This window comes from Frigoribacterium sp. Leaf164 (assembly GCF_001423665.1).
Taxonomy (GTDB): Bacteria; Actinomycetota; Actinomycetes; order Actinomycetales; family Microbacteriaceae; genus Frigoribacterium; species Frigoribacterium endophyticum.
The window spans coordinates 1047515-1066376 of record NZ_LMOX01000001.1; the positions used below are offsets into that span (position 1 = coordinate 1047515).

An 18862-nucleotide genomic window follows, 5' to 3' on the forward strand; every position below is an offset into this window, starting at 1 on the left:
CCGCGACGCATGTGTCGTCGTGTGACGCGCCCGCGCGCCCCCGCTCCGCGCAGCCTCCACCATGGAGGGGACGCCCGAGCGAGCGCCGACCCGGGTCGGCCACCGCAGTCGGCTCGTCGCCGCAGAGAACACCGAGGAGACACATGTCCAGCGCCACGCCCCTGATCGACGCCCCGAAGAAGGGCCCCGGTCGACTCATCGCGATCATCGTCGTCGCCGTCGTCGTGATCGCCGCCGCGATCGGGATCGGCGTGGCCGTCGCCGGCCGAGGCGGCTCCGGCGCCGCGGGGGAGACCGTGCGCATCGGGGTCGTCGGCGCGAGCGACCCGTACTGGAAGACCTTCACCGACGCCGCGGCGGAGGAGGGCATCACGGTCGACCTGGTCGACTTCTCCAGCTACGAGCAGCCCAACCCGGCGCTCACCGAGGGCGAGCTCGACCTCAACCAGTTCCAGCACATCGTCTACCTGGCCCAGTACGACGTCGCGGCCGCCGCGGACCTCGTGCCGATCGGCTCGACGGCGATCTACCCGCTGCCCCTGTACTCGCAGGAGTACACGTCGGTGGACGACTTCCAGCCCGGCGACACCGTCGCCGTCCCCGACGACGCCAGCAACCTCGCCCGGTCGCTGCTCGTGCTCCAGTCGAACGGCCTCATCACGCTGAAGGACGGCGGCGACATCTTCTCCGGGGTGGACGACATCGACGAGTCGAAGTCCACCGTCAAGGTCACGACGGTCGCCGCCGACCTCGCCGCGACGTCGCTGCCCGACTTCGCCGGGGCGATCATCAACAACGAGTACGCGACGAAGGCCGGCCTGTCGACCGACGACGTGATCGCTCAGGACGACCCGAGCGACCCCGCCGCGCTGCCCTACGTCAACGTGTTCGCGGCCCGTGCGGACGACGCCGACGACCCGACGCTGAAGAAGCTCGTGCAGATCTACCAGGACACCAAGGCCGTGACCGACGGAGTGGTCGAGAACTCGGGCGGCACCGCCGTCACCGTGAAGGTGCCGGTCGCCGACCTCGAGTCGTCGCTGGACGAGACGAAGGAGCTCGTCGAGCAGAACGGCTGACGCCCGGCCCGACCTGCCCCGCCCGACCCGTGTGCCACCCTGGTGCACGGGTCGGGCCGTCCCGCCCCTGACGAGGAGAACCATGCCCGCCATCACCCTGACCGACGTCGTGAAGACCTACCCGCCCCGAGAGAAGGGCGGCGCGCCGCTCACCGCCGTCGACGGCGTGAGCCTCGAGATCGCGGACGGCGAGATCTTCGGCATCATCGGCTACTCCGGGGCCGGCAAGAGCACGCTGGTCCGCCTGATCAACGCCCTCGAGCTGACGACCAGCGGGCGCATCGAGATCGACGGGGCACCCGTCACCGGGCTCCCCGAGCGCGAGCTGCGCCGGGTGCGGGCCGGCATCGGCATGATCTTCCAGCAGTTCAACCTCTTCTCGTCCAAGACGGTCTGGGGCAACGTGGAGTTCCCGCTGCGGGCCGCCGGGGTGCCGAAGGCCGAGCACCAGCGGCGGATCAGCGACCTGCTGCACTTCGTCGGCCTCGCCGACAAGGCCCACGTCAGGCCCGACCAGCTCTCCGGCGGGCAGAAGCAGCGCGTGGGCATCGCCCGGGCCCTCGCGACGTCGCCGCGCATCCTCCTCGCCGACGAGGCGACGAGCGCCCTCGACCCCGAGACGACGCAGGAGGTGCTGGGGCTCCTCCGGCGGGTCAACGCCGAGCTCGGCATCACGATCGTCGTCATCACCCACGAGATGGACGTCATCAAGTCCATCGCCGACCGGGTGGCCGTGATGGACTCCGGCAAGGTGGTCGAGCTGGGCCCCACCTTCCAGGTCTTCAGCGAGCCCCGCGAGGCCTCCACCCGCCGCTTCGTGTCGACGGTCGTCGCGGGCAGCCCCGAGGGCGACGAGCTCGCGGCACTCCGCCGACGCCACCCCGGTCGGCTCGTGACCGTCAGGGTCTCCGAGGGCGGGGTCGACCAGCAGCACGTGTTCGGGGTCCTGGCCCGGCACGGCGTCGCCTTCGAGATCGTCTTCGGCGGCATCGACGAGATCGCCGGCCGGACCTTCGGCACCCTGACCCTCGCCCTGGCGGGCGACGACGGGGCCGTGGAAGCCGCCGTCCGTGAGCTCGGCCCCGCGGCCTCGGAGCTCCTCCCGCCCGCCGCCGTCACGACGCAGAAGGGCCTCTGACCCGTGGACTCCCTCCTCCAGCTCCAGCCGCTGCTCTGGCAGGCGGCCTACGAGACCGTCTACATCGTCGCCCTCACCCTCCTGCTGGGCGGCCTGGGCGGCCTCCTCCTCGGGCTCGCGCTGTACCTCACGCGGGCCGGGGCCCTCTTCGCCAACCGGCCCGTCTTCAGCGTGCTGAACGTCGTCGTCAACGTCTTCCGGCCGATCCCGTTCATCATCTTCCTCGCGGCGGCCCAGCCCCTCGCCCGGGCCGTGCTCGGCACCGGCGTCGGCAACACGGCGATCATCTTCACGCTCTCGCTCGCGGCGTCGTTCGCCATCTCCCGCATCGTCGAGCAGAACCTGCTGACCGTGCAGCCCGGCGTGGTCGAGGCCGCGAGGGCCGCGGGCGCCGGGCCGTTCCGCATCATCGGCAGCGTCATCCTGCCGGAGGCGCTGGGGCCGTTGATCCTGGGCTACACCTTCGTCTTCGTCGCGCTGGTCGACATGTCGGCGGTCGCCGGCTACGTGGGAGGCGGCGGGCTCGGGGCCTTCGCCCTCCTCTACGGCTACCGACAGTTCGACCCGGTCGTGACCTGGGCGGCCGTGCTGCTGATCATCGTCCTGGTGCAGCTCGTCCAGTTCGCCGGCAACGCCCTCGCCCGTCGCGCGCTGCGACGCTGACGGGGGGTCCCGGCGAGGTCTGCCCTGACGGACGTCCGGTCTACAGTGGAGCGCGTGACCGACACGACGACGACTCCCCAGCCCGCCGCGGCGGCAGCCGGTCCGATCAGCCCGGCCGAGATGGAGCGCGCGCACCGGGTGCTCGGCACGGTCTCCGAGGCCTTCTCCCGCAAGGTCGTCGGCCAGACGGCCCTGCGCGACACCCTGCTGATCGCCCTGATCACGGGCGGGCACGTCCTGCTCGAGAGCGTCCCGGGGCTCGCGAAGACCACGGCGGCTCAGACCCTGTCGTCGGCGGTCCAGGCCAGCTTCACGCGCATCCAGTGCACGCCCGACCTGCTGCCGAGCGACATCACGGGCACGCAGATCTACGACGCCCAGAAGTCGACGTTCGTGACCCAGCTGGGCCCCGTGCACAGCAACTTCGTCCTGCTCGACGAGATCAACCGCTCGAGCGCCAAGACCCAGAGCGCCATGCTCGAGGCGATGCAGGAGCGCCAGACGAGCATCGGCGGCCGCGTCTACGCGCTGCCCCGCCCCTTCCTCGTCCTGGCGACGCAGAACCCGATCGAGCAGGAGGGCACCTACCAGCTGCCCGAGGCGCAGCTCGACCGGTTCCTCCTGAAGGAGGTGCTCGACTACCCGAGCCCCGCCGAGGAGGCGGAGGTCATCCGCCGCATCGAGGCCGGCGTCTACGACGAGGGCCGGGCCGACGAGCCGACCGGGGTGACGCTCGACGACGTCGTCTTCCTGCAGGAGCTGGCGAAGCGGGTCTACGTCGACGCGTCGATCGTCAACTACGTCGTCCAGCTCGTCTACGTCACGCGTCACCCGCAGCAGTACCTGCCGGCCGGGCTGGCCGACTACGTCGAGTTCGGCGCCAGCCCGCGGGCCAGCATCGCGTTCGTCCAGGGCGCGCGCGCCCTCGCCCTCCTCCACGGCCGCGACTACGTCATCCCGGAAGACGTCAAGCACCTGCGCCACGGCGTGCTGCGCCACCGGGTCATCCTCGGCTACGAGGCCGCCGCCGACGACGTGCGGCCCGAGACCGTCATCGACGCCGTCTTCGGCGCCGTGCAGACCCCCTGACGCCGTGCCGGGCCTGCTGCTCCGGGTGCGCACGAAGATGTCGCTGTTCGCCCACCGACGCACCCTCGACCTGCTCGAGGGCGGCTACGCCTCGGTGCACCACGGGCGCAGCCACGACTTCGACGACCTGCGGGCGTACGTCCCGGGCGACGAGGTGCGCGACATCGACTGGAAGGCCACCGCGCGCCACGGCGAGCCCCTCGTCAAGCGCTACATCGCGAGCCGTCGCCGTCACCTGGTGCTGGTCGTCGACACGGGTCGCAACATGGCCGCCACCGCGGCCGGCGGCGAGACCAAGAAAGACATCGCGGTGATGGCGGCCGGGGCCCTGGGCTACATCGCGGCGCAGCACGGCGACGTCGTCAGCCTCGTCGCGGGCGACGAGTCGGGCACGCGGGCCCACCCCGCCGGGTCCACCGACGCCCACCTCGAGATGCTGCTGCGGCGCGTCGACGAGCGGGTGAGCCTCGAGGCGCCCCGCAGCGACCTGCACGGGGTCCTCTCCTGGGTCGCGCGGGGCGTGCGTCGGCGGTCGATGCTGCTCGTGGTCGCCGACGACGTCGTGGTCGACGAGGCGCTCGAGAAGCTCCTGCGCCGGCTCCGTGCGCAGCACGAGATCCTCTGGCTCACCGTCGGCGACGCCGACCTGATGAGCCGCACGGGCCACGCGCGCGACCTCTACGACGTCCAGGAGGCGTCGGGGCTGCCCGCGTACCTCCGCGAGAACGGAGCCCTGCGGGTCGCCTTCGACGCCTCGTCCGAGCGGCGGGTCGGCGACGCCGAGCGGCAGCTGCAGGCCCTCGGCATCAGCAGCGTGCGCCTCACCGCCCAGTCGCAGGTCGTCCCCGGTCTCTCCGCCCTGATCGAGAAGCACCGCCGTGCTCGACGATGACGGCTTCTTCGGCCCCTACCAGTACCAGTGGTGGGGGCTCTGGCTCGCGCTCGGCCTCCTGCTCCTGGCGCTGGTCGTCGGGTGGTGGGTGTTCGTGGTGCGGTTCTCGGCACGACGCCTCCCGCCGGCCGAGCGTGCCGCCCGCCGGGCGGCCGCCGTCGACCTCCCGAGCGTCCGGGCCCGGTACCTCGGCCTGGTCGACGAGGTCGAGGCCGCGGCCGCGGCGGGCAGGCTCGACGACCGTGCCGTGCACGGCCGGCTGAGCCTCCTGCTGCGCTCCTTCGCCCACGAGACCGCCGGGGTCGACACCCACGTGATGACGCTCGCCGACCTGCGCGAGTCCGACCTCCCGCAGCTCACCGGCGCGGTCGAGGAGTACTACCCGCCCGCCTTCCGGCCGGCGCACCCGGGCGACGCGCGTCACGCCGTCGCCACGGCACGGGAGGTGATCACCTCGTGGGCCTGATCTTCTGGTGGGTGCCCCTCGTGGCCCTCGTCGTCGCGGGAGTCGCGGTCTGGCTCACCGTGCGTCGCCTCCGTCGCGAGCGCGGTCGCCTCCGTCGCCTCGGCACGCCCGTCGCGCACAGCGAGCGCCTCACCGAGCTGCCGGTGTACCGACGGCTGGTGCGCCGGTACCGCGCGCTGCTCGTGGCCGCGCTCGTCGTCCTGGTCGCCCTGGGCGGCGTCGGCGCGCTGCTCGCCGCACGCCCCTCGTCGACCCAGGTGGTCGAGCCGCCGTCCTACAAGCGCGACATCGTGCTGTGCCTCGACGTCTCCGGCTCGATGACCGAGGTCGACGCCCAGATCGTCGAGACGTTCGCCCAGCTGGCCCAGGGGCTCGACGGCGAGCGGATCGGCCTGACCCTCTTCGACAGCTCTGCCGTCACGGCCTTCCCGCTCACCGACGACTACGACTTCGTGACCGAGCAGCTCCGGCGCTACGGCGCCTCCTTCGACTCCCTCGGCGAGGACGGCACGCGGTACTGGTCGGGCACCGACCTCGGCGAGGGGGCCTCGCTGATCGGCGACGGCCTCGCGTCGTGCGTGCTGGGCTTCGACGGCGGCAGCGAGAGCACCCGGCCCAAGTCGGTCGTGCTGGCCACCGACAACTACGTCAACGGCCAGGCCCTGGTGACCCTCGCCGAGGCGGGCGAGCTCGCCACCGAGCGCGACGTGCGGGTCTACGCGCTGAACCCGGCCGACTACTCGTCCGACGCCGTCGCCGACGAGGTGGCGGGGGAGCTCGAGCAGGTCGCCGTCGAGACCGGCGGGGCCTACTACGCCCTGAACGACGACGACACGGTCTCCGCGGTGATCGACGCCATCGACGAGCGGGAGGCCGGGCTGTTCACGGGCACGCGCCGGCTCGTCGTCACCGACCGGCCCCAGGGGCTCGTCATCGCGGCCCTGCTGGGCGTCGCGGGCGCGTTCCTCCTGCTCTGGCGGGTGCGGCTGTGAGCGCGGTCGGCACGGGGGAGTCGCTGGTCACCGCCTCGACGGGGGTCGCCCGGGCCGTCGTCCTCCAGCCCGTGCTGCCCTGGTGGCTGCTCGCCGTCGTCGGCGTCGCCCTGCTCGGCTTCACCGCCTGGCGGCTCGTCGCGGAGCGGTCGAACCGGCGGCTCGCCCGGGCCTGGGCTCGGCGCCTCGGCGTCGTGGCGCTGCTCCTCGTCGTGGCCGCCCGGCCCGGCCTGCCGGGAGGCTCGGCCGAGGCGTCGGTCGCCCAGGTCAACGTCTTCTTCGTCGTCGACACCACCTCCAGCATCGCGGCGCAGGACTGGGGCGACGGCGAGCCGCGGCTGACGGGGGTCCGCGCCGACGTGGCCGCCGTCGCGGAGCAGCTCGCCGGGGCGCGGTTCTCGCTGATCAGCTTCGACAGCACCGCGGTGCTGCGCACGCCCCTCACCGACGACGCGGCCGCCGTGGTGTCGGCGGCCGAGGTCATGAACCAGGAGATCACGACGTACTCCCGGGGCAGCTCGATCAGCGAGGCGAACCAGCTGCTCGCCGAGCGCCTGGCCGAGGCCCGCGACGCCGACCCGGCACGGGCGAACGTCGTCTACTACCTGGGCGACGGCGAGCAGACCTCGGGCGACGAGCCCGAGTCGTTCGCCGAGGCGGCCGGCGACGTCGACGGGGGAGCCGTGCTCGGCTACGGCACCGCCGACGGCGGGCCGATGAAGGTGTTCGACGGGTACGGCGACGAGTACAGCAGCGACGAGTACATCCTCGACCGGACCCGGGCGGGGGAGCCCGAGGCGATCTCGCGCATCGACGAGGACGCGCTCCGCACCGTCGCCGGCCAGCTCGGCGTGCCGTACGAGCACCGCTCGGCGGGCACGAGCGTCGACTCCGTCGTCGCCGACGTGCGCTCGGGCGGCGTCACGTCGGACGCGACCCGGTCCGAGACCGTGACCGACCTGTACTGGATCGCCGCGGTGCCGCTCTTCCTGCTCGTGCTCGTCGACGCCCTCCAGGTCGCCCGCGCCCTGGGGGAGGTCAGGCCCGCCCGGCCTCCCCGGCCAGGGGGCGCCAGTGGCTCCGACCGGCCGCCCCGCGCCTCCGACGCCCGCCGACCCACGACCGGAGCCCGTCCGTGACCGACACCCTGCCCCCGCCCCCCGTCGACGAGGTCGCGCGTGCCCGCGTCGCCGTCCCGGCCCTGACGGTCGAGGAGTACCGGCGCCGTCTGCGTCGTCGCCTCCTCCTGTGGTCGGCCCCGGTCGCCCTGGTCGTCCTCCTCGTCGCGGTCAAGCTGCTGTCGCTCCCGATCGCCGCCGCGCTCACGCAGCAGGCCTACGGTGCCCGTGACTTCGAGCGGGCTGCGTCGCTGACCGGGCCGCTGGGCGTCGCCAACGTCGTCGAGCCCTGGGTGCACCACTTCGACCGGGGCACGGCGTACGCGCAGATCGGCGTGCTCGACGTGGCGCGGCAGGAGTTCGTCACCGCCCTCGACCTCGCCCCCGACGACGACACGGTCTCCTGCGTGATCCGCACCGACCTCGTGCTGACCATCGAGGCGCAGGGCGACGCCGCGCTCCTGGAGCTCCGCTACGCGGACGCCGAGGCGCTCTACGCACTGGGCCTGACGACGATCGAGGAGGCGCCCGAGGGCTGCTTCCGGCCCCCGGAGGATCCGCAGCAGCCCGACACCTCCGAGCCGCTCGACCAGGCGGAGGGACGCCTCGGCGAGAAGGAGCAGCAGGCCCAGGGCGAGCCGGGCGACGGCGACCCGGGCGGAGGCGACGGGAGCGAGCCAGCGCCCGGCGACGGGGAGGAGGGCGAGGGCGGAGCCGGCGGCCAGACGCCCCTGGAGCAGCTGCAGGAGCAGGGCGAGCAGAGCCGGCAGGAGCAGCAGCGCGACCAGGACCGCGAGCGGTACTACGAGCAGAACCCGGGGGACTACGACGGCCAGCCGTGGTGAGGGGCCGCCGCGCCCCTAAGCTGGTCGGGTGTCCACGCGCCTCTCCCAGCTCTTCGTCCGCACCCTCCGAGAAGACCCCTCCGACGCGGAGGTGACCAGCCACCGCCTCCTCGTGCGGGCCGGCTACATCCGCCGCCAGGCGCCGGGCGTGTTCGCCTGGCTGCCGCTCGGCCTCCGCGTCAAGGCCCGGATCGAGGCCGTCATCCGCGACGAGATGGCCGCCGCCGGCGCCCAGGAGGTGCACTTCCCGGCCCTGCTGCCGCGGGAGCCCTACGAGGCGACCGGCCGCTGGACGGAGTACGGCGAGGGCATGTTCCGCCTGAAGGACCGCAAGGACGCCGACTACCTCCTGGCGCCCACGCACGAGGAGGTCTTCACGCTCCTCGTCAAGGACCTCTACTCGTCGTACAAGGACCTCCCCCTCACCCTGTTCCAGATCCAGGACAAGTACCGCGACGAGGCACGGCCCCGGGCCGGCCTCCTGCGCGGCCGTGAGTTCACGATGAAGGACGCCTACTCGTTCGACGTCCGCGACGAGGGCCTCGAGCTCAGCTACCAGGCCCAGCGCGACGCCTACGAGCGGATCTTCACGCGCCTCGGCCTGGAGTACGTCATCGTCCAGGCCGACGCCGGGGCCATGGGCGGCTCCCGCTCCGAGGAGTTCCTGCACCCCACCGAGGTCGGCGAAGACACGTTCGTCCGCTCGGCGGGCGGCTACGCGGCGAACGTCGAGGCGTTCACCACCACCGTGCCCGCCACCGTGCCGATCGAGGGCCAGCCCGCCGCCGTGATGCTCGACAAGGCCGACACGCCCACCATCGCCTCGCTCGTCGAGCAGCTCGAGGCCGCGCACCCGCGCGCCGACGGCCGGCCCTGGACGGCCGCCGACACCCTCAAGAACGTCGTGGTCGCGCTCACGCACCTCGACGGCACGCGCGAGCTCGTCGTCGTCGGCCTGCCCGGCGACCGCGACGTCGACATGAAGCGGCTCGAGGTCGCGTTCGCCCCGGCCGAGGTCGACGCCGCCGGCGACGCGGACTTCGCGAAGGCGCCCGGCCTGGTGAAGGGCTACATCGGGCCCGGCGGTGCGGGCTGGGGAGCCGGCATCCGCTACGTCGTCGACCCCCGCGTCGTCGAGGGCAGCTCGTGGGTCACCGGGGCCAACATCCCCGGCGTCCACGTCGCGGGTCTCGTCGCCGGTCGCGACTTCGAGCACGACGGCGTCGTCGAGGCGGCCCAGGTGCGCGAGGGAGACCCCGCCCCCGACGGCTCCGGCCCCATCGAGACCGCTCGCGGCATGGAGATCGGCCACGTCTTCCAGCTGGGCCGCAAGTACGCCGAGGCCCTCGGCCTCAAGGTGCTCGACGAGAACGGCAAGCAGGTCACCGTCACGATGGGCTCGTACGGCATCGGCGTGACCCGCATCCTCGCCGTCATCGCCGAGGCCAACAACGACGAGAAGGGCCTCGTCTGGCCCGAGAACGTGGCGCCCTTCGACGTGCACGTCGTGGCCACCGGCAAGGACCCCGTCGTCTTCGAGGTGGCCGAGGCCCTGACCGCCGAGCTCGAGCAGCACCGCCTCGACGTCCTCTACGACGACCGGCCCAAGGTGTCGCCCGGCGTCAAGTTCGGCGACGCCGAGCTGCTCGGCGTGCCGCGCATCGTCGTCGTGGGCCGCTCGGCCGGCGAGGGCGTCGTGGAGCTCTGGGACCGCCGCACGGGCGAGCGCACCCCCGTCACCGTCGCCGAGGCCGTGGCGGCCCTCTCGGCACCGCGCGCCTCCTGACCACCGGCACCGCGCCTCCCCGTCGTCCTGACGAGGAGGCGCGGTGTCGTGCGTCCGGGAGGTGCGTCCCCCCGCCCGCACTCGGGTACCGTAGGGGGATGCTGTGTGCGCCACCGCGCGCGCAGCCTGCAGATCTGAACAGTGGAGGCCCTCAGTGGACATCGACCTGAGTGTGTTGCGCCTCATGGAGCGCGAACGCGAGATCCCCTTCGAGGAGCTCGTCGGCATCATCGAGCAGGCCATCCTCACGGCCTACCTCAAGCACACCAACCAGCCCGAGAGCCGCGTGCCCGCGGCCCGCGTCGAGCTCGACCGCAAGACGGGCCACGTGTCCGTCTTCGCCATCGAGCGCGACGAGGAGGGCGCCGTCGTCGGCGAGGCCGTCGACAGCCCGAGCGACTTCGGTCGCATCGCCGCCTTCGCCGCGAAGCAGGTGATCAACCAGCGCCTGCGCGACATCGGCGACGACAAGGTCCTCGGCCAGTTCAAGGGCCGCGAGGGCGACATCGTCGCCGGCGTCATCCAGCAGGGGCCGAACCCCCGCATGGTGCACGTCGACCTCGGCACCGTGGAGGCGATCCTGCCCCCGGAGGAGCAGGTGCCCGGCGAGAAGTACGCGCACGGCTCGCGCATCCGCGTGTACGTGACGGGCGTCAGCAAGGGCACGAAGGGGCCGCAGATCACGGTCTCGCGCACCCACCCCTCGCTCGTGCGCAAGCTCTTCGCGCTCGAGGTGCCCGAGATCGCCAGCGGCGTCGTCGAGATCGTGTCGCTGGCCCGCGAGGCCGGCCACCGCACCAAGATCGCCGTCCGGGCCACGGAGGCGGGCGTCAACGCCAAGGGCGCCTGCATCGGCGAGATGGGCCAGCGGGTCCGCGCCGTCACGACCGAGCTGAACGACGAGAAGATCGACATCGTCGACTACTCCAGCGACCTGCCGACCTTCGTCGCGAGCGCCCTGTCGCCCGCGAAGGTGTCGTCGGCGTTCGTCATCGACAAGTCGACCAAGGCCGTCCGCGCCCTCGTGCCCGACTACCAGCTGTCGCTCGCCATCGGCAAGGAGGGCCAGAACGCCCGCCTCGCCGCGAAGCTGACGGGCGCGCGGATCGACATCCAGCCCGACTCGATCCTCGAGGACGACTGAGCTGGACGTCGGTCCGCGCGCCGGGTCGACGGCGCGCAGCGTCGGCGGCACGGTGGCAGGCACGACCCGTCCAGCCCGACTCGATCCTCGAGGACCACTGACGTTCATCGTCGACCACGATGCCGGTGGGCGGGCGGCGCACCACGCCGTTCGCCCCCGGCGTCTCCCGTCCCGCGACCCGAGGGGGTAAGGTGGAACCCGTCAGAACGTGCATCGGCACTCGAACGCGCGCTCCGCGGTCCTCACTCGTGAGGATCGTCGTCCGAGACGGACGCCTGGTGGTCGACGAGACCGCCTCGCTCCCCGGGCGGGGTGCGTGGTTGACGCCTTCGATGGAGGCGTTCGAGTCAGCAGTGAAGCGCAGGGCCTTCCGCCGTGCGTTCCGCCTCGACTCGGACCCCGATTCGCAGGAGCTCCGCGACCAGCTCGTGGCACGGACCACTCCCGATGCACCACCCCGAGTTCCACCACGACCACTAGCCCAGACAGAACAGGCTGACAGGCACATGGACAACTAATGAGCGGCTCGAAATGAGACCCGTCCAGAACTGACGGCTCCACCCTGATCGGGCGGGGCCCGAGACAGGAGAACTGTGGCTAAACCACGCGTACACGAGATCGCCAGCGAGCTGGGGATCGACAGCAAGACCGCACTAGAGAAGCTCAAGGAGATGGGCGAGTTCGTCAAGGGCCCGTCCTCCAGCGTCGAGCCCCCCGTCGCCCGCAAGCTGCGCCAGGCGTTCGCCGGTGCTGCTTCGGCGTCGCCCGCCCCGAAGGCACCCGCCAAGCCCGCCACCGCGGCGTCGTCGTCGGCTCCCAAGCCGGGTACGCCCCGCCCCGCGGCGCCCACCCCCAAGCCCCCGGTCGCCGAGCAGCCCGCTGCTCCGGAGCCCGCTCCCGTCGCCGCTGAGCCCGAGGCGGAGGCGGCACCCGCCCCCGTCGCGCCGCTCACCGTCGCCGAGCGTCAGGCCCAGGCAGAGGCGCAGCGCGCCGCCGCCGCCGCCGAGGCCGCCTCCGCCCCCGCGGCGGACGCCGTCAAGCCCGGTGCCGCCGGCCCCAAGCCCGGTGGCCCCCGCCCCGGTGCTCCGCGCCCCGGCAACAACCCCTTCGCCAGCAACCAGGGCATGGGTCGCCCCAGCGCGCCCCGTCCCGGAGGCTCCGGCGCCGCGAGCAGCATGCCGCGTCCCGGCGGCGCCGCGGGCCCCCGCCCGATGGCTCCCCGTCCCGGTGCTCCCCGTCCGGGCGCTCCGCGCCCCGGCGTGGGCGCAGGCCCCCGCCCCAACGGCTTCGGCCAGCGTCCGGCCGGTGCCGGTGCTCGTCCCGGCGGTGCCGGTGGTGGGTTCCAGCGCCCCGGCGGCGGCGCCCCCGGTGCCGCGGGCGGCTTCCGCCCCGGCTTCGGCGCTCCCCGCCCCGCGGGCGGCGGCGGCGGCCGTGGTCGTGGCCCCGGCGGCGGCACGGCCGGCGCGTTCGGCCGCGGTGGCGGCAAGAGCAAGGCACGCAAGTCGAAGCGGACGAAGAGGGCCGAGTTCGAGATGCGGTCGGCGCCGTCCCTGGGCGGCGTCAGCGTCCCCCGCGGCGACGGCAGCACGATCGTCCGTCTCCGTCGCGGCGCGTCCATCAGCGACTTCGCCGACAAGATCGACGCCAGCCCCGGCAACCTCGTGACCGTGCTCTTCCACCTCGGTGAGATGGCCACGGCGACGGAGTCCCTCGACGAGGCCACCTTCCAGGTGCTCGGCGAGGAGCTGGGCTACAACATCCAGGTCGTCTCGCCCGAGGACGAAGACAAGGAGCTCCTCGAGGGCTTCGACATCGACCTCGAGCAGGAGCTCGAGGACGAGGACGAGTCCGTCCTGCAGATCCGTCCCCCCGTCGTGACCGTCATGGGCCACGTCGACCACGGAAAGACGCGACTCCTCGACGCGATCCGCAACGCCAACGTCGTGGCCGGTGAGGCGGGTGGCATCACCCAGCACATCGGTGCCTACCAGGTGTGGGCCCCGCACGAGGGCGTCGAGCGCGCCATCACCTTCATCGACACCCCGGGCCACGAGGCGTTCACCGCCATGCGTGCCCGTGGTGCGCAGGTCACCGACATCGCGATCCTCGTGGTCGCCGCCGACGACGGCATCATGCCGCAGACGGTGGAGGCCCTGAACCACGCCCAGGCGGCCAACGTGCCGATCGTGGTCGCGGTCAACAAGATCGACAAGGAGGGCGCGAACCCGGCGAAGGTCCGGCAGCAGCTCACCGAGTACGGTCTCGTCGCCGAGGAGTACGGCGGAGACGTGATGTTCGTCGACGTGTCGGCCCGTGACAACAAGAACATCGACGCCCTCCTCGAGGCCGTCCTGCTCACGGCCGACGCGGGCCTCGACCTGCGGGCGAACCCCGACAAGGACGCCCGAGGCGTCGCGATCGAGGCTCGACTCGACAAGGGTCGCGGTGCCGTCGCCACGGTGCTCATCCAGTCGGGGACGCTCCGCGTCGGAGACGCCATCGTCGCCGGCACGGCCTACGGCCGCGTCCGTGCGATGGTCGACGAGAACGGCGACGCCGTCGACGAGGCCTACCCGAGCCGGCCCGTGCTGGTCCAGGGCCTGTCGAGCGTCCCCCGCGCCGGCGACACCTTCCTCGTCACCGAGGAGGACCGCACGGCCCGTCAGATCGCCGAGAAGCGCGAGGCCGTCGAGCGCAACGCGTCGCTGGCCAAGGCCCGCAAGCGCATCTCGCTCGAGGACTTCACCCGTGCTCTCGAGGAGGGCAAGGTCGAGGCGCTCAACATCATCATCAAGGGCGACGTGTCCGGTGCCGTCGAGGCGCTGGAGGAGTCGCTGCTCAAGATCGAGGTGGACGACAGCGTGCAGCTGCGCATCATCCACCGCGGCGTGGGCGCCGTCACCGAGAGCGACGTCAACCTCGCCACGGTCGACAACGCGGTGATCATCGGGTTCAACGTCCGCCCCGACACGAAGGCCCGGGAGCGCGCTGCTCGCGAGGGTGTCGACGTCCGCTTCTACTCGGTCATCTACGCGGCCCTCGAGGACATCGAGAACTCGCTCAAGGGCATGCTCAAGCCCGAGTTCGAGGAGAAGCAGTCCGGTGTGGCCGAGATCCGCGAGATCTTCCGCTCATCGAAGGTCGGCAACATCGCCGGTGTCATCGTGCGATCGGGAACGATCACCCGGAACGCCCGTGCTCGGGTCATCCGCGAGGGCGTCGTCGTCGGCGACAACCTGGCGATCGACTCGCTGCGTCGCTTCAAGGACGACGTCACCGAGGTGCGCACGGACTTCGAGGCCGGCATCGGCCTCGGCAAGTTCAACGACATCCAGATCGGCGACGAGATCGAGACCATCGAGATGGTCGAGAAGCCGCGGGTCTGACCCCGGCGTCACAGCACTGAACGAGGCCCCGCCCCGACTCCGGTCGGGGCGGGGCCTCACCCCTCACCGCTCGCCCTGAGCGGACCAGCAGAAGGAGCCCGACATGGCTGACCCGCAGCGCGCCCGCAAGATGGCCGACCGCATCAAGGAGATCGTCGCTCGACGCCTCGACAAGGGCATCAAGGACCCGCGTCTCGGCTTCGTCACGATCACCGACGTCAAGGTGACGGGCGACCTCCAGCACGCCTCGATCTTCTACACGGTCTACGGCACCGACGAGGAGCGCCGCGACACCGGCGCCGCCCTCAAGTCCGCCACCGGCATGCTCCGCAGCGAGGTGGGCAAGAACATCACCGCGCGCCTCACCCCGAGCATCGAGTTCATCCTCGACGCCCTGCCGGAGAACGCGGCGTCCATCGACCGCCTCCTGCAGGAGGCGCGTCAGCGTGACCAGGAGAGCCAGACCATCGCCGCCACGGCCGAGTACGCCGGCGACGCCGACCCGTACGTGAAGCCCCGTGACGAGGACGACTACGACGACGAGGGCGAGGACGACGAGGACGAGGATCTGGGGCTCGACGACGCCGAGCCCGCGCCCTCGGCCGACGCCCCTGCGGGCGACGCCCCGGTCGGCGACGGCTTCGTCGAGCCGGACGGCGGCACCCGCTGACCTGAGGCCGAGGCGCCTCGCGTCGTCAGCTCGGCAGTTCCCAGCCCTCGTCGGCACTGCCCGTGACCAACCCGTCACGGAGCAGGCCGGCGAGGGCTCTGTCGCGCTGAGCGGCGTCGGGCCACACCGTCGCGATCTCCGCGGCGGTGACGGGCACGTCGCTCGCCCGCAGCTCTGCCATGACGAGCCCGCGCACCTGGCGGTCCGATCCCTCGAACTTCGCCTGGGTGCGGAGGCGCGGCCCGACGTGCGCCGGGCGTCCGGCGAGCACCCACGCGCACTCCGCGATCAGGGGGCACTCGTCGCAGCGGGGCGAGCGGGCGGTGCAGACCAGGGCACCCAGCTCCATCACTCCTGCGCTGACGACCCGCGCCTCCTCTCGGTCGAGGGGCAGGTGTGCCTCCATCAGCGGCAGGTCACGACGGGCCGACGGGGCCCAGGGCTCCGCCAGGCCCTCGACGGCGCGGGCCAGGACGCGACGCACGTTCGTGTCGACGACGGGGTGCCGGTGCCCGTACGCGAAGACGGCGACGGCCCGGGCCGTGTAGTCGCCGACCCCGGGCAGCGCCAGGAGATCGGGCACCTCTTCGGGGATGACTCCGCCGTGCCGTTCGGTGATCGCCACGGCGGCGGCGTGGAGCGCGAGGGCGCGACGGGGGTAGCCCAGGCGGTCCCAGGCGCGGACGGCGTCGGAGGCGGGGGAGGCGGCCAGGTCGGCGGGCGTGGGCCAGCGCTCGAGCCACTGCTGGAGGCGCGGGACGACTCGGACGACCGGCGTCTGCTGGAGCATCACCTCGCTGACGAGGGTTCCCCACGCGGTGAAGCCGGGCCGGCGCCAGGGCAGGTCGCGCCCGTTCTCGCGGAACCAGGCGGCGACGGGGGAGGCGAGGGGCACCGGTCGATCCTAGGCTGCGCGCCCTCGGCGGAGGCACGCCCTCCCCAGGCGCGATGCCCCGGTCATCGTCCCCAGCATCGGCCGCCGGGTGGCGACAGAACGGTACATGTGGAATGTTGGGCAGCAGCCCGCCGACCACTGTGAGACAGGATCCACCATGACGAGACCCCGCTGCCCTCGGACCCTCCGCGACGAGGCGTCGTGAACGTCGCGGGCGATCTGTCGAAGCCCCGGGTCACGGGCGATCCGACCCAGGTGCTGGCGCTGGCCGTGCGGTGGGGGGCGACGGCCGAGCTGATCTGGTCGGCGGCCGAGTCGCTGCGCACCCTGGACGCCGAGGGGGCACAGAGCGACGCGATCGAGGCCTTCCTCGCGTCGGCGGGCGAGGTCGAGCAGCAGCTGCGGAGCGTGCACGGTCGCTACCAGGGCGCGGGGGAGGCGCTGCGGGCCTACGCCGCCGCCCTGGAGGAGGCACAGGCGGCCTCGGCGCCCGCTCTCCGAGAGCACGGCCTCGCGGTCGACGACCACGACGCGGCTCGACGGTTGGTCGAGAAATACGAGGGCATGGCCCTGGTCGCGGTCGGCGAGGAGGCGCGGGCCGACTACGAGGAGCTCGCTCGCGTGCAGCGCCTGCGCCTCGCTGAGGCTGCCGAGCGTGTCGTGCTCCACGGCGGCCGTGTGGACGCCGCGCACGCCGCGGTCGAGGCCGCCGCGACGACCGCGATCGCGCGCCTGGACGACCTCGAGGCCGACGGGCCCCGCGACTCGTTCTGGGACGACGTGAGCGGCGCCGCGGGCGTGGCCTTCGACGGCTTCCAGCAGTGGATGGAGGACAACGACCACTGGATCGACGGCCTCGTCACAGTCGCAGGCTTCGTGGGCATGGCGCTGGCCGTCGCGGCTCTCTTCATCCCGGGCGTCAACGTCTTCGCGTTCGCCCTCATGGTCGGCGTCCTGGCCGTCACGACCGCTCAAGCCGCCGTCGGGACTGGCGAGTGGTCGGACGTCGCCTTCGCTGCCCTGTCCCTCGCCACCTTCGGCACCGGATCGGTCCTCGTCGCTGGTGCCAAGACCGCTGCGAAGGGCATCGCAGTGAACCGGGTCAACGGCTTGGTCGCGTCGGGCCAGTCGCGGTCGCTGGCGACGGCATGGGTGAAGGCGACGTGGGACCGAGCCGCCCCTGGCCTCCTCAGCAAGTCCCTCCGGCAGAACCTGGGGGACGTCGACATGGCTCAGATCAAGACCTTCCTGCGACGAGATCGGCTAGGAGCATGCTTCGACGACCCGGTTGCGGTCAGCCGCGTGGTCCGAGACCTCAAGATCGCTCACGCGCTCAACGCCTCCGACTACGTCGTCACCGTGACGCGCATGGTCCAGCCCCCCGGAGAAGCGGTCCCGGGGAAGGTCAGGACGAGATGAAGGTCAAACGCCCATCCGGCCGTAGACGCGCCGAGACGGCTGATGGAAGTTCTTTCGGCTGGTTGTGGCTCGTGGCCTATTACCTCAGCCTCGCACCGGTCCTCGTGACGCAGGGCGTCAACATCGCCTACGTCATCATCGGGTACAGGTGGGAGCTCGACGGACGTCGACCGCGAGGATTGGAGTCTGTCTACGATCCATCTCCGGGCTGGCCGCCGTTCCACGTTCCAGGCGTCACTTTCGCCCTGCTCGCCGTTCCCATCGCCGCGATGGCTGTGGAGATGATCCTTCGAGAACCTCGAACTCCGAGCGGGTCTCAGCCAGGTTTCATGGCGTTCGTCTGGGCGATGAACGCCTACCTGTGCATCGCGTACTCGTTCGCTTTCGACGAGGGCGTGTTCTGGACGGAACCAGCGGGCATGTCAGGCCTGGTCATGCTGGCCTCAGCAGCCGTGGCTCTCGTCGTCTACGTCGTCCGTGGGGTGCGGCGGCTGCTAGCACGTCGCCGGGGCGACCCGGCTGCCGACGAGCCGGTCGAGTCGCTCGACCCTGTGCGGGCTCGGTTGCTCCGCGGAACGGGGGTCGACCGATGACCGCGCCACGGTGGGTGCGGCGGGGGCCGGGTGTCGTCGGCGTGGGCTACGCGGTGATGGTGCCCCGGGGCTGGGTGCAGATCCCGGGGCAGCTGCGGCCGGAGATGGCCTTCGACGCCGTCGTCGACCAGCTCGGCAGCGTCCTCGGCGGGGAGGTGCCGCCGGAGTTCGCGCAGCGGGTCGGCAGCGGGCTGATCGAGGCCCGCGCCGCCGACGTCGACGGCCACGTGCTCGACTCCTACGTGACCGCCGGTCCGCTGCCCGACACCGGCACGACCGCGAGCATGGTGGTCACGGTGGTGCCGGTCGTCGCACGGTCGACCGACGACCTCGACCGGCTGCTGCTGGGGCGGGTCGGCCGCGGCGCGACAGCCCTGGGCGTGGGAGGTGAACCGGCGGTCGTGTGGAGCGAGACCGGCGATCGGCAGCCGGCCCGCGACTCCCCGGGTCGGGTGGTCCGCCGGCGCACGACGCTCACCAGGGTGACCGGGCAGCTCGACCGTCTCGTGTCGGCGACGCTGACCGTGCTCGAGACCCACGAGCGCACCACCGACACGGAGGCCGCAAGCGACGCGGTGGCGGACGCACTGGTCGAGCTGTTCGACGCGATGCTCACCACCGTGCGCTGGCTCGACGCGGAGGGCCGGGTGATCACCGGCCGCTGAGCCGCCGCGCGGCACCGCGGCC

The 18862-nt window shown here is 72.4% G+C and carries 18 protein-coding genes; 17 read left to right on the forward strand and 1 reads right to left on the reverse strand.

Translation table 11 applies throughout. The features are described 5' to 3' along the window. Positions 1-143 precede the first annotated feature (143 nt). From ASF82_RS04705 to rbfA, 14 genes are all read left to right on the forward strand, one after another. Positions 144-1079 carry a MetQ/NlpA family ABC transporter substrate-binding protein gene (locus tag ASF82_RS04705; RefSeq protein WP_056054012.1) on the forward strand — a complete coding sequence of 312 codons (936 nt, stop codon included), beginning with the start codon at positions 144-146 and terminating at the stop codon, positions 1077-1079. A gap of 82 nt (positions 1080-1161) precedes the next feature. Continuing rightward, positions 1162-2217 (forward strand): methionine ABC transporter ATP-binding protein, encoded by a 1056-nt coding sequence (locus ASF82_RS04710; protein ID WP_056054017.1) that lies wholly within the window; start codon positions 1162-1164, stop codon positions 2215-2217. Between the two features lie 3 nt (positions 2218-2220). Then, positions 2221-2880 carry a methionine ABC transporter permease gene (locus tag ASF82_RS04715; RefSeq protein WP_056054022.1) on the forward strand — a complete coding sequence of 220 codons (660 nt, stop codon included), beginning with the start codon at positions 2221-2223 and terminating at the stop codon, positions 2878-2880. A gap of 120 nt (positions 2881-3000) precedes the next feature. After that, a complete protein-coding gene (locus ASF82_RS04720) occupies positions 3001-3969 on the forward strand; it encodes a MoxR family ATPase (RefSeq protein ID WP_056055824.1) in 969 nt (322 codons plus the stop codon). A 4-nt stretch (positions 3970-3973) separates the two neighbouring features. Then, entirely contained in the window at positions 3974-4861 is an 888-nt protein-coding gene (locus tag ASF82_RS04725) for a DUF58 domain-containing protein (RefSeq protein WP_156369916.1), read from the forward strand. Next, complete coding sequence (locus ASF82_RS04730; RefSeq protein WP_056054026.1) at positions 4848-5327, forward strand: hypothetical protein; 480 nt, start codon at positions 4848-4850, stop codon at positions 5325-5327. The genes ASF82_RS04725 and ASF82_RS04730 overlap by 14 nt, the downstream gene beginning before the upstream one ends. After that, complete coding sequence (locus ASF82_RS04735; RefSeq protein WP_056054027.1) at positions 5318-6319, forward strand: VWA domain-containing protein; 1002 nt, start codon at positions 5318-5320, stop codon at positions 6317-6319. The genes ASF82_RS04730 and ASF82_RS04735 overlap by 10 nt, the downstream gene beginning before the upstream one ends. Then, on the forward strand, positions 6316-7458 hold the full coding sequence (locus ASF82_RS04740) for a VWA domain-containing protein (RefSeq protein WP_056054030.1): 1143 nt from the start codon (positions 6316-6318) through the stop codon (positions 7456-7458). Before ASF82_RS04735 ends, ASF82_RS04740 begins: the two co-directional genes overlap by 4 nt. Next, complete coding sequence (locus ASF82_RS04745) at positions 7455-8282, forward strand: hypothetical protein (protein WP_056054033.1); 828 nt, start codon at positions 7455-7457, stop codon at positions 8280-8282. The genes ASF82_RS04740 and ASF82_RS04745 overlap by 4 nt, the downstream gene beginning before the upstream one ends. 28 nt (positions 8283-8310) lie before the next feature. Next, positions 8311-10068, forward strand: a complete 1758-nt coding sequence (locus ASF82_RS04750) for a proline--tRNA ligase (protein ID WP_056054037.1) — start codon at positions 8311-8313, stop codon at positions 10066-10068. Between the two features lie 154 nt (positions 10069-10222). After that, on the forward strand, positions 10223-11212 hold the full coding sequence (nusA, locus tag ASF82_RS04755) for a transcription termination factor NusA (protein WP_056054040.1): 990 nt from the start codon (positions 10223-10225) through the stop codon (positions 11210-11212). Between the two features lie 119 nt (positions 11213-11331). Further along, positions 11332-11730, forward strand: coding sequence for a YlxR family protein (locus ASF82_RS15175; RefSeq protein ID WP_235491160.1), 399 nt, complete (start codon positions 11332-11334; stop codon positions 11728-11730). A gap of 75 nt (positions 11731-11805) precedes the next feature. Further along, positions 11806-14598 (forward strand): translation initiation factor IF-2, encoded by a 2793-nt coding sequence (infB, locus tag ASF82_RS04760; RefSeq protein WP_056054044.1) that lies wholly within the window; start codon positions 11806-11808, stop codon positions 14596-14598. Positions 14599-14701: 103 nt separating this feature from the next. Next, a complete protein-coding gene (gene rbfA / locus ASF82_RS04765; RefSeq protein WP_082514316.1) occupies positions 14702-15268 on the forward strand; it encodes a 30S ribosome-binding factor RbfA in 567 nt (188 codons plus the stop codon). Positions 15269-15293: 25 nt separating this feature from the next. Here rbfA and ASF82_RS04770 read toward each other — a convergent pair whose 3' ends face one another. After that, a complete protein-coding gene (locus ASF82_RS04770; protein WP_056054047.1) occupies positions 15294-16163 on the reverse strand; it encodes an A/G-specific adenine glycosylase in 870 nt (289 codons plus the stop codon). 201 nt (positions 16164-16364) lie between these two features. Here ASF82_RS04770 and ASF82_RS04775 point away from each other — a divergent pair, with 201 nt between their 5' ends. From ASF82_RS04775 to ASF82_RS04785, 3 genes are read left to right on the forward strand one after another with little or no spacing between them, the layout of a single operon-like run. Then, positions 16365-17582 (forward strand): hypothetical protein, encoded by a 1218-nt coding sequence (locus ASF82_RS04775; RefSeq protein ID WP_056054052.1) that lies wholly within the window; start codon positions 16365-16367, stop codon positions 17580-17582. Then, on the forward strand, positions 17579-18175 hold the full coding sequence (locus tag ASF82_RS04780) for a hypothetical protein (RefSeq protein ID WP_156369917.1): 597 nt from the start codon (positions 17579-17581) through the stop codon (positions 18173-18175). Before ASF82_RS04775 ends, ASF82_RS04780 begins: the two co-directional genes overlap by 4 nt. Next, positions 18172-18840, forward strand: coding sequence for a hypothetical protein (locus tag ASF82_RS04785; RefSeq protein WP_156369918.1), 669 nt, complete (start codon positions 18172-18174; stop codon positions 18838-18840). Before ASF82_RS04780 ends, ASF82_RS04785 begins: the two co-directional genes overlap by 4 nt. The last annotated feature ends 22 nt before the right edge of the window (positions 18841-18862 follow it).

Excerpts from the sequence above, each read along its gene's own strand:
- ASF82_RS04710 (WP_056054017.1), top strand. The coding sequence starts at position 1,162 with ATGCCCGCCATCACCCTGACCGACGTCGTGAAGACCTACCCGCCCCGA.
- ASF82_RS04780 (WP_156369917.1), top strand. The coding sequence starts at position 17,579 with ATGAAGGTCAAACGCCCATCCGGCCGTAGACGCGCCGAGACGGCTGAT.
- ASF82_RS04705 (WP_056054012.1), top strand. The coding sequence starts at position 144 with ATGTCCAGCGCCACGCCCCTGATCGACGCCCCGAAGAAGGGCCCCGGT.
- ASF82_RS15175 (WP_235491160.1), top strand. The coding sequence starts at position 11,332 with ATGCCGGTGGGCGGGCGGCGCACCACGCCGTTCGCCCCCGGCGTCTCC.
- ASF82_RS04720 (WP_056055824.1), top strand. The coding sequence starts at position 3,001 with ATGGAGCGCGCGCACCGGGTGCTCGGCACGGTCTCCGAGGCCTTCTCC.
- ASF82_RS04785 (WP_156369918.1), top strand. The coding sequence starts at position 18,172 with ATGACCGCGCCACGGTGGGTGCGGCGGGGGCCGGGTGTCGTCGGCGTG.
- rbfA (WP_082514316.1), top strand. The coding sequence starts at position 14,702 with ATGGCTGACCCGCAGCGCGCCCGCAAGATGGCCGACCGCATCAAGGAG.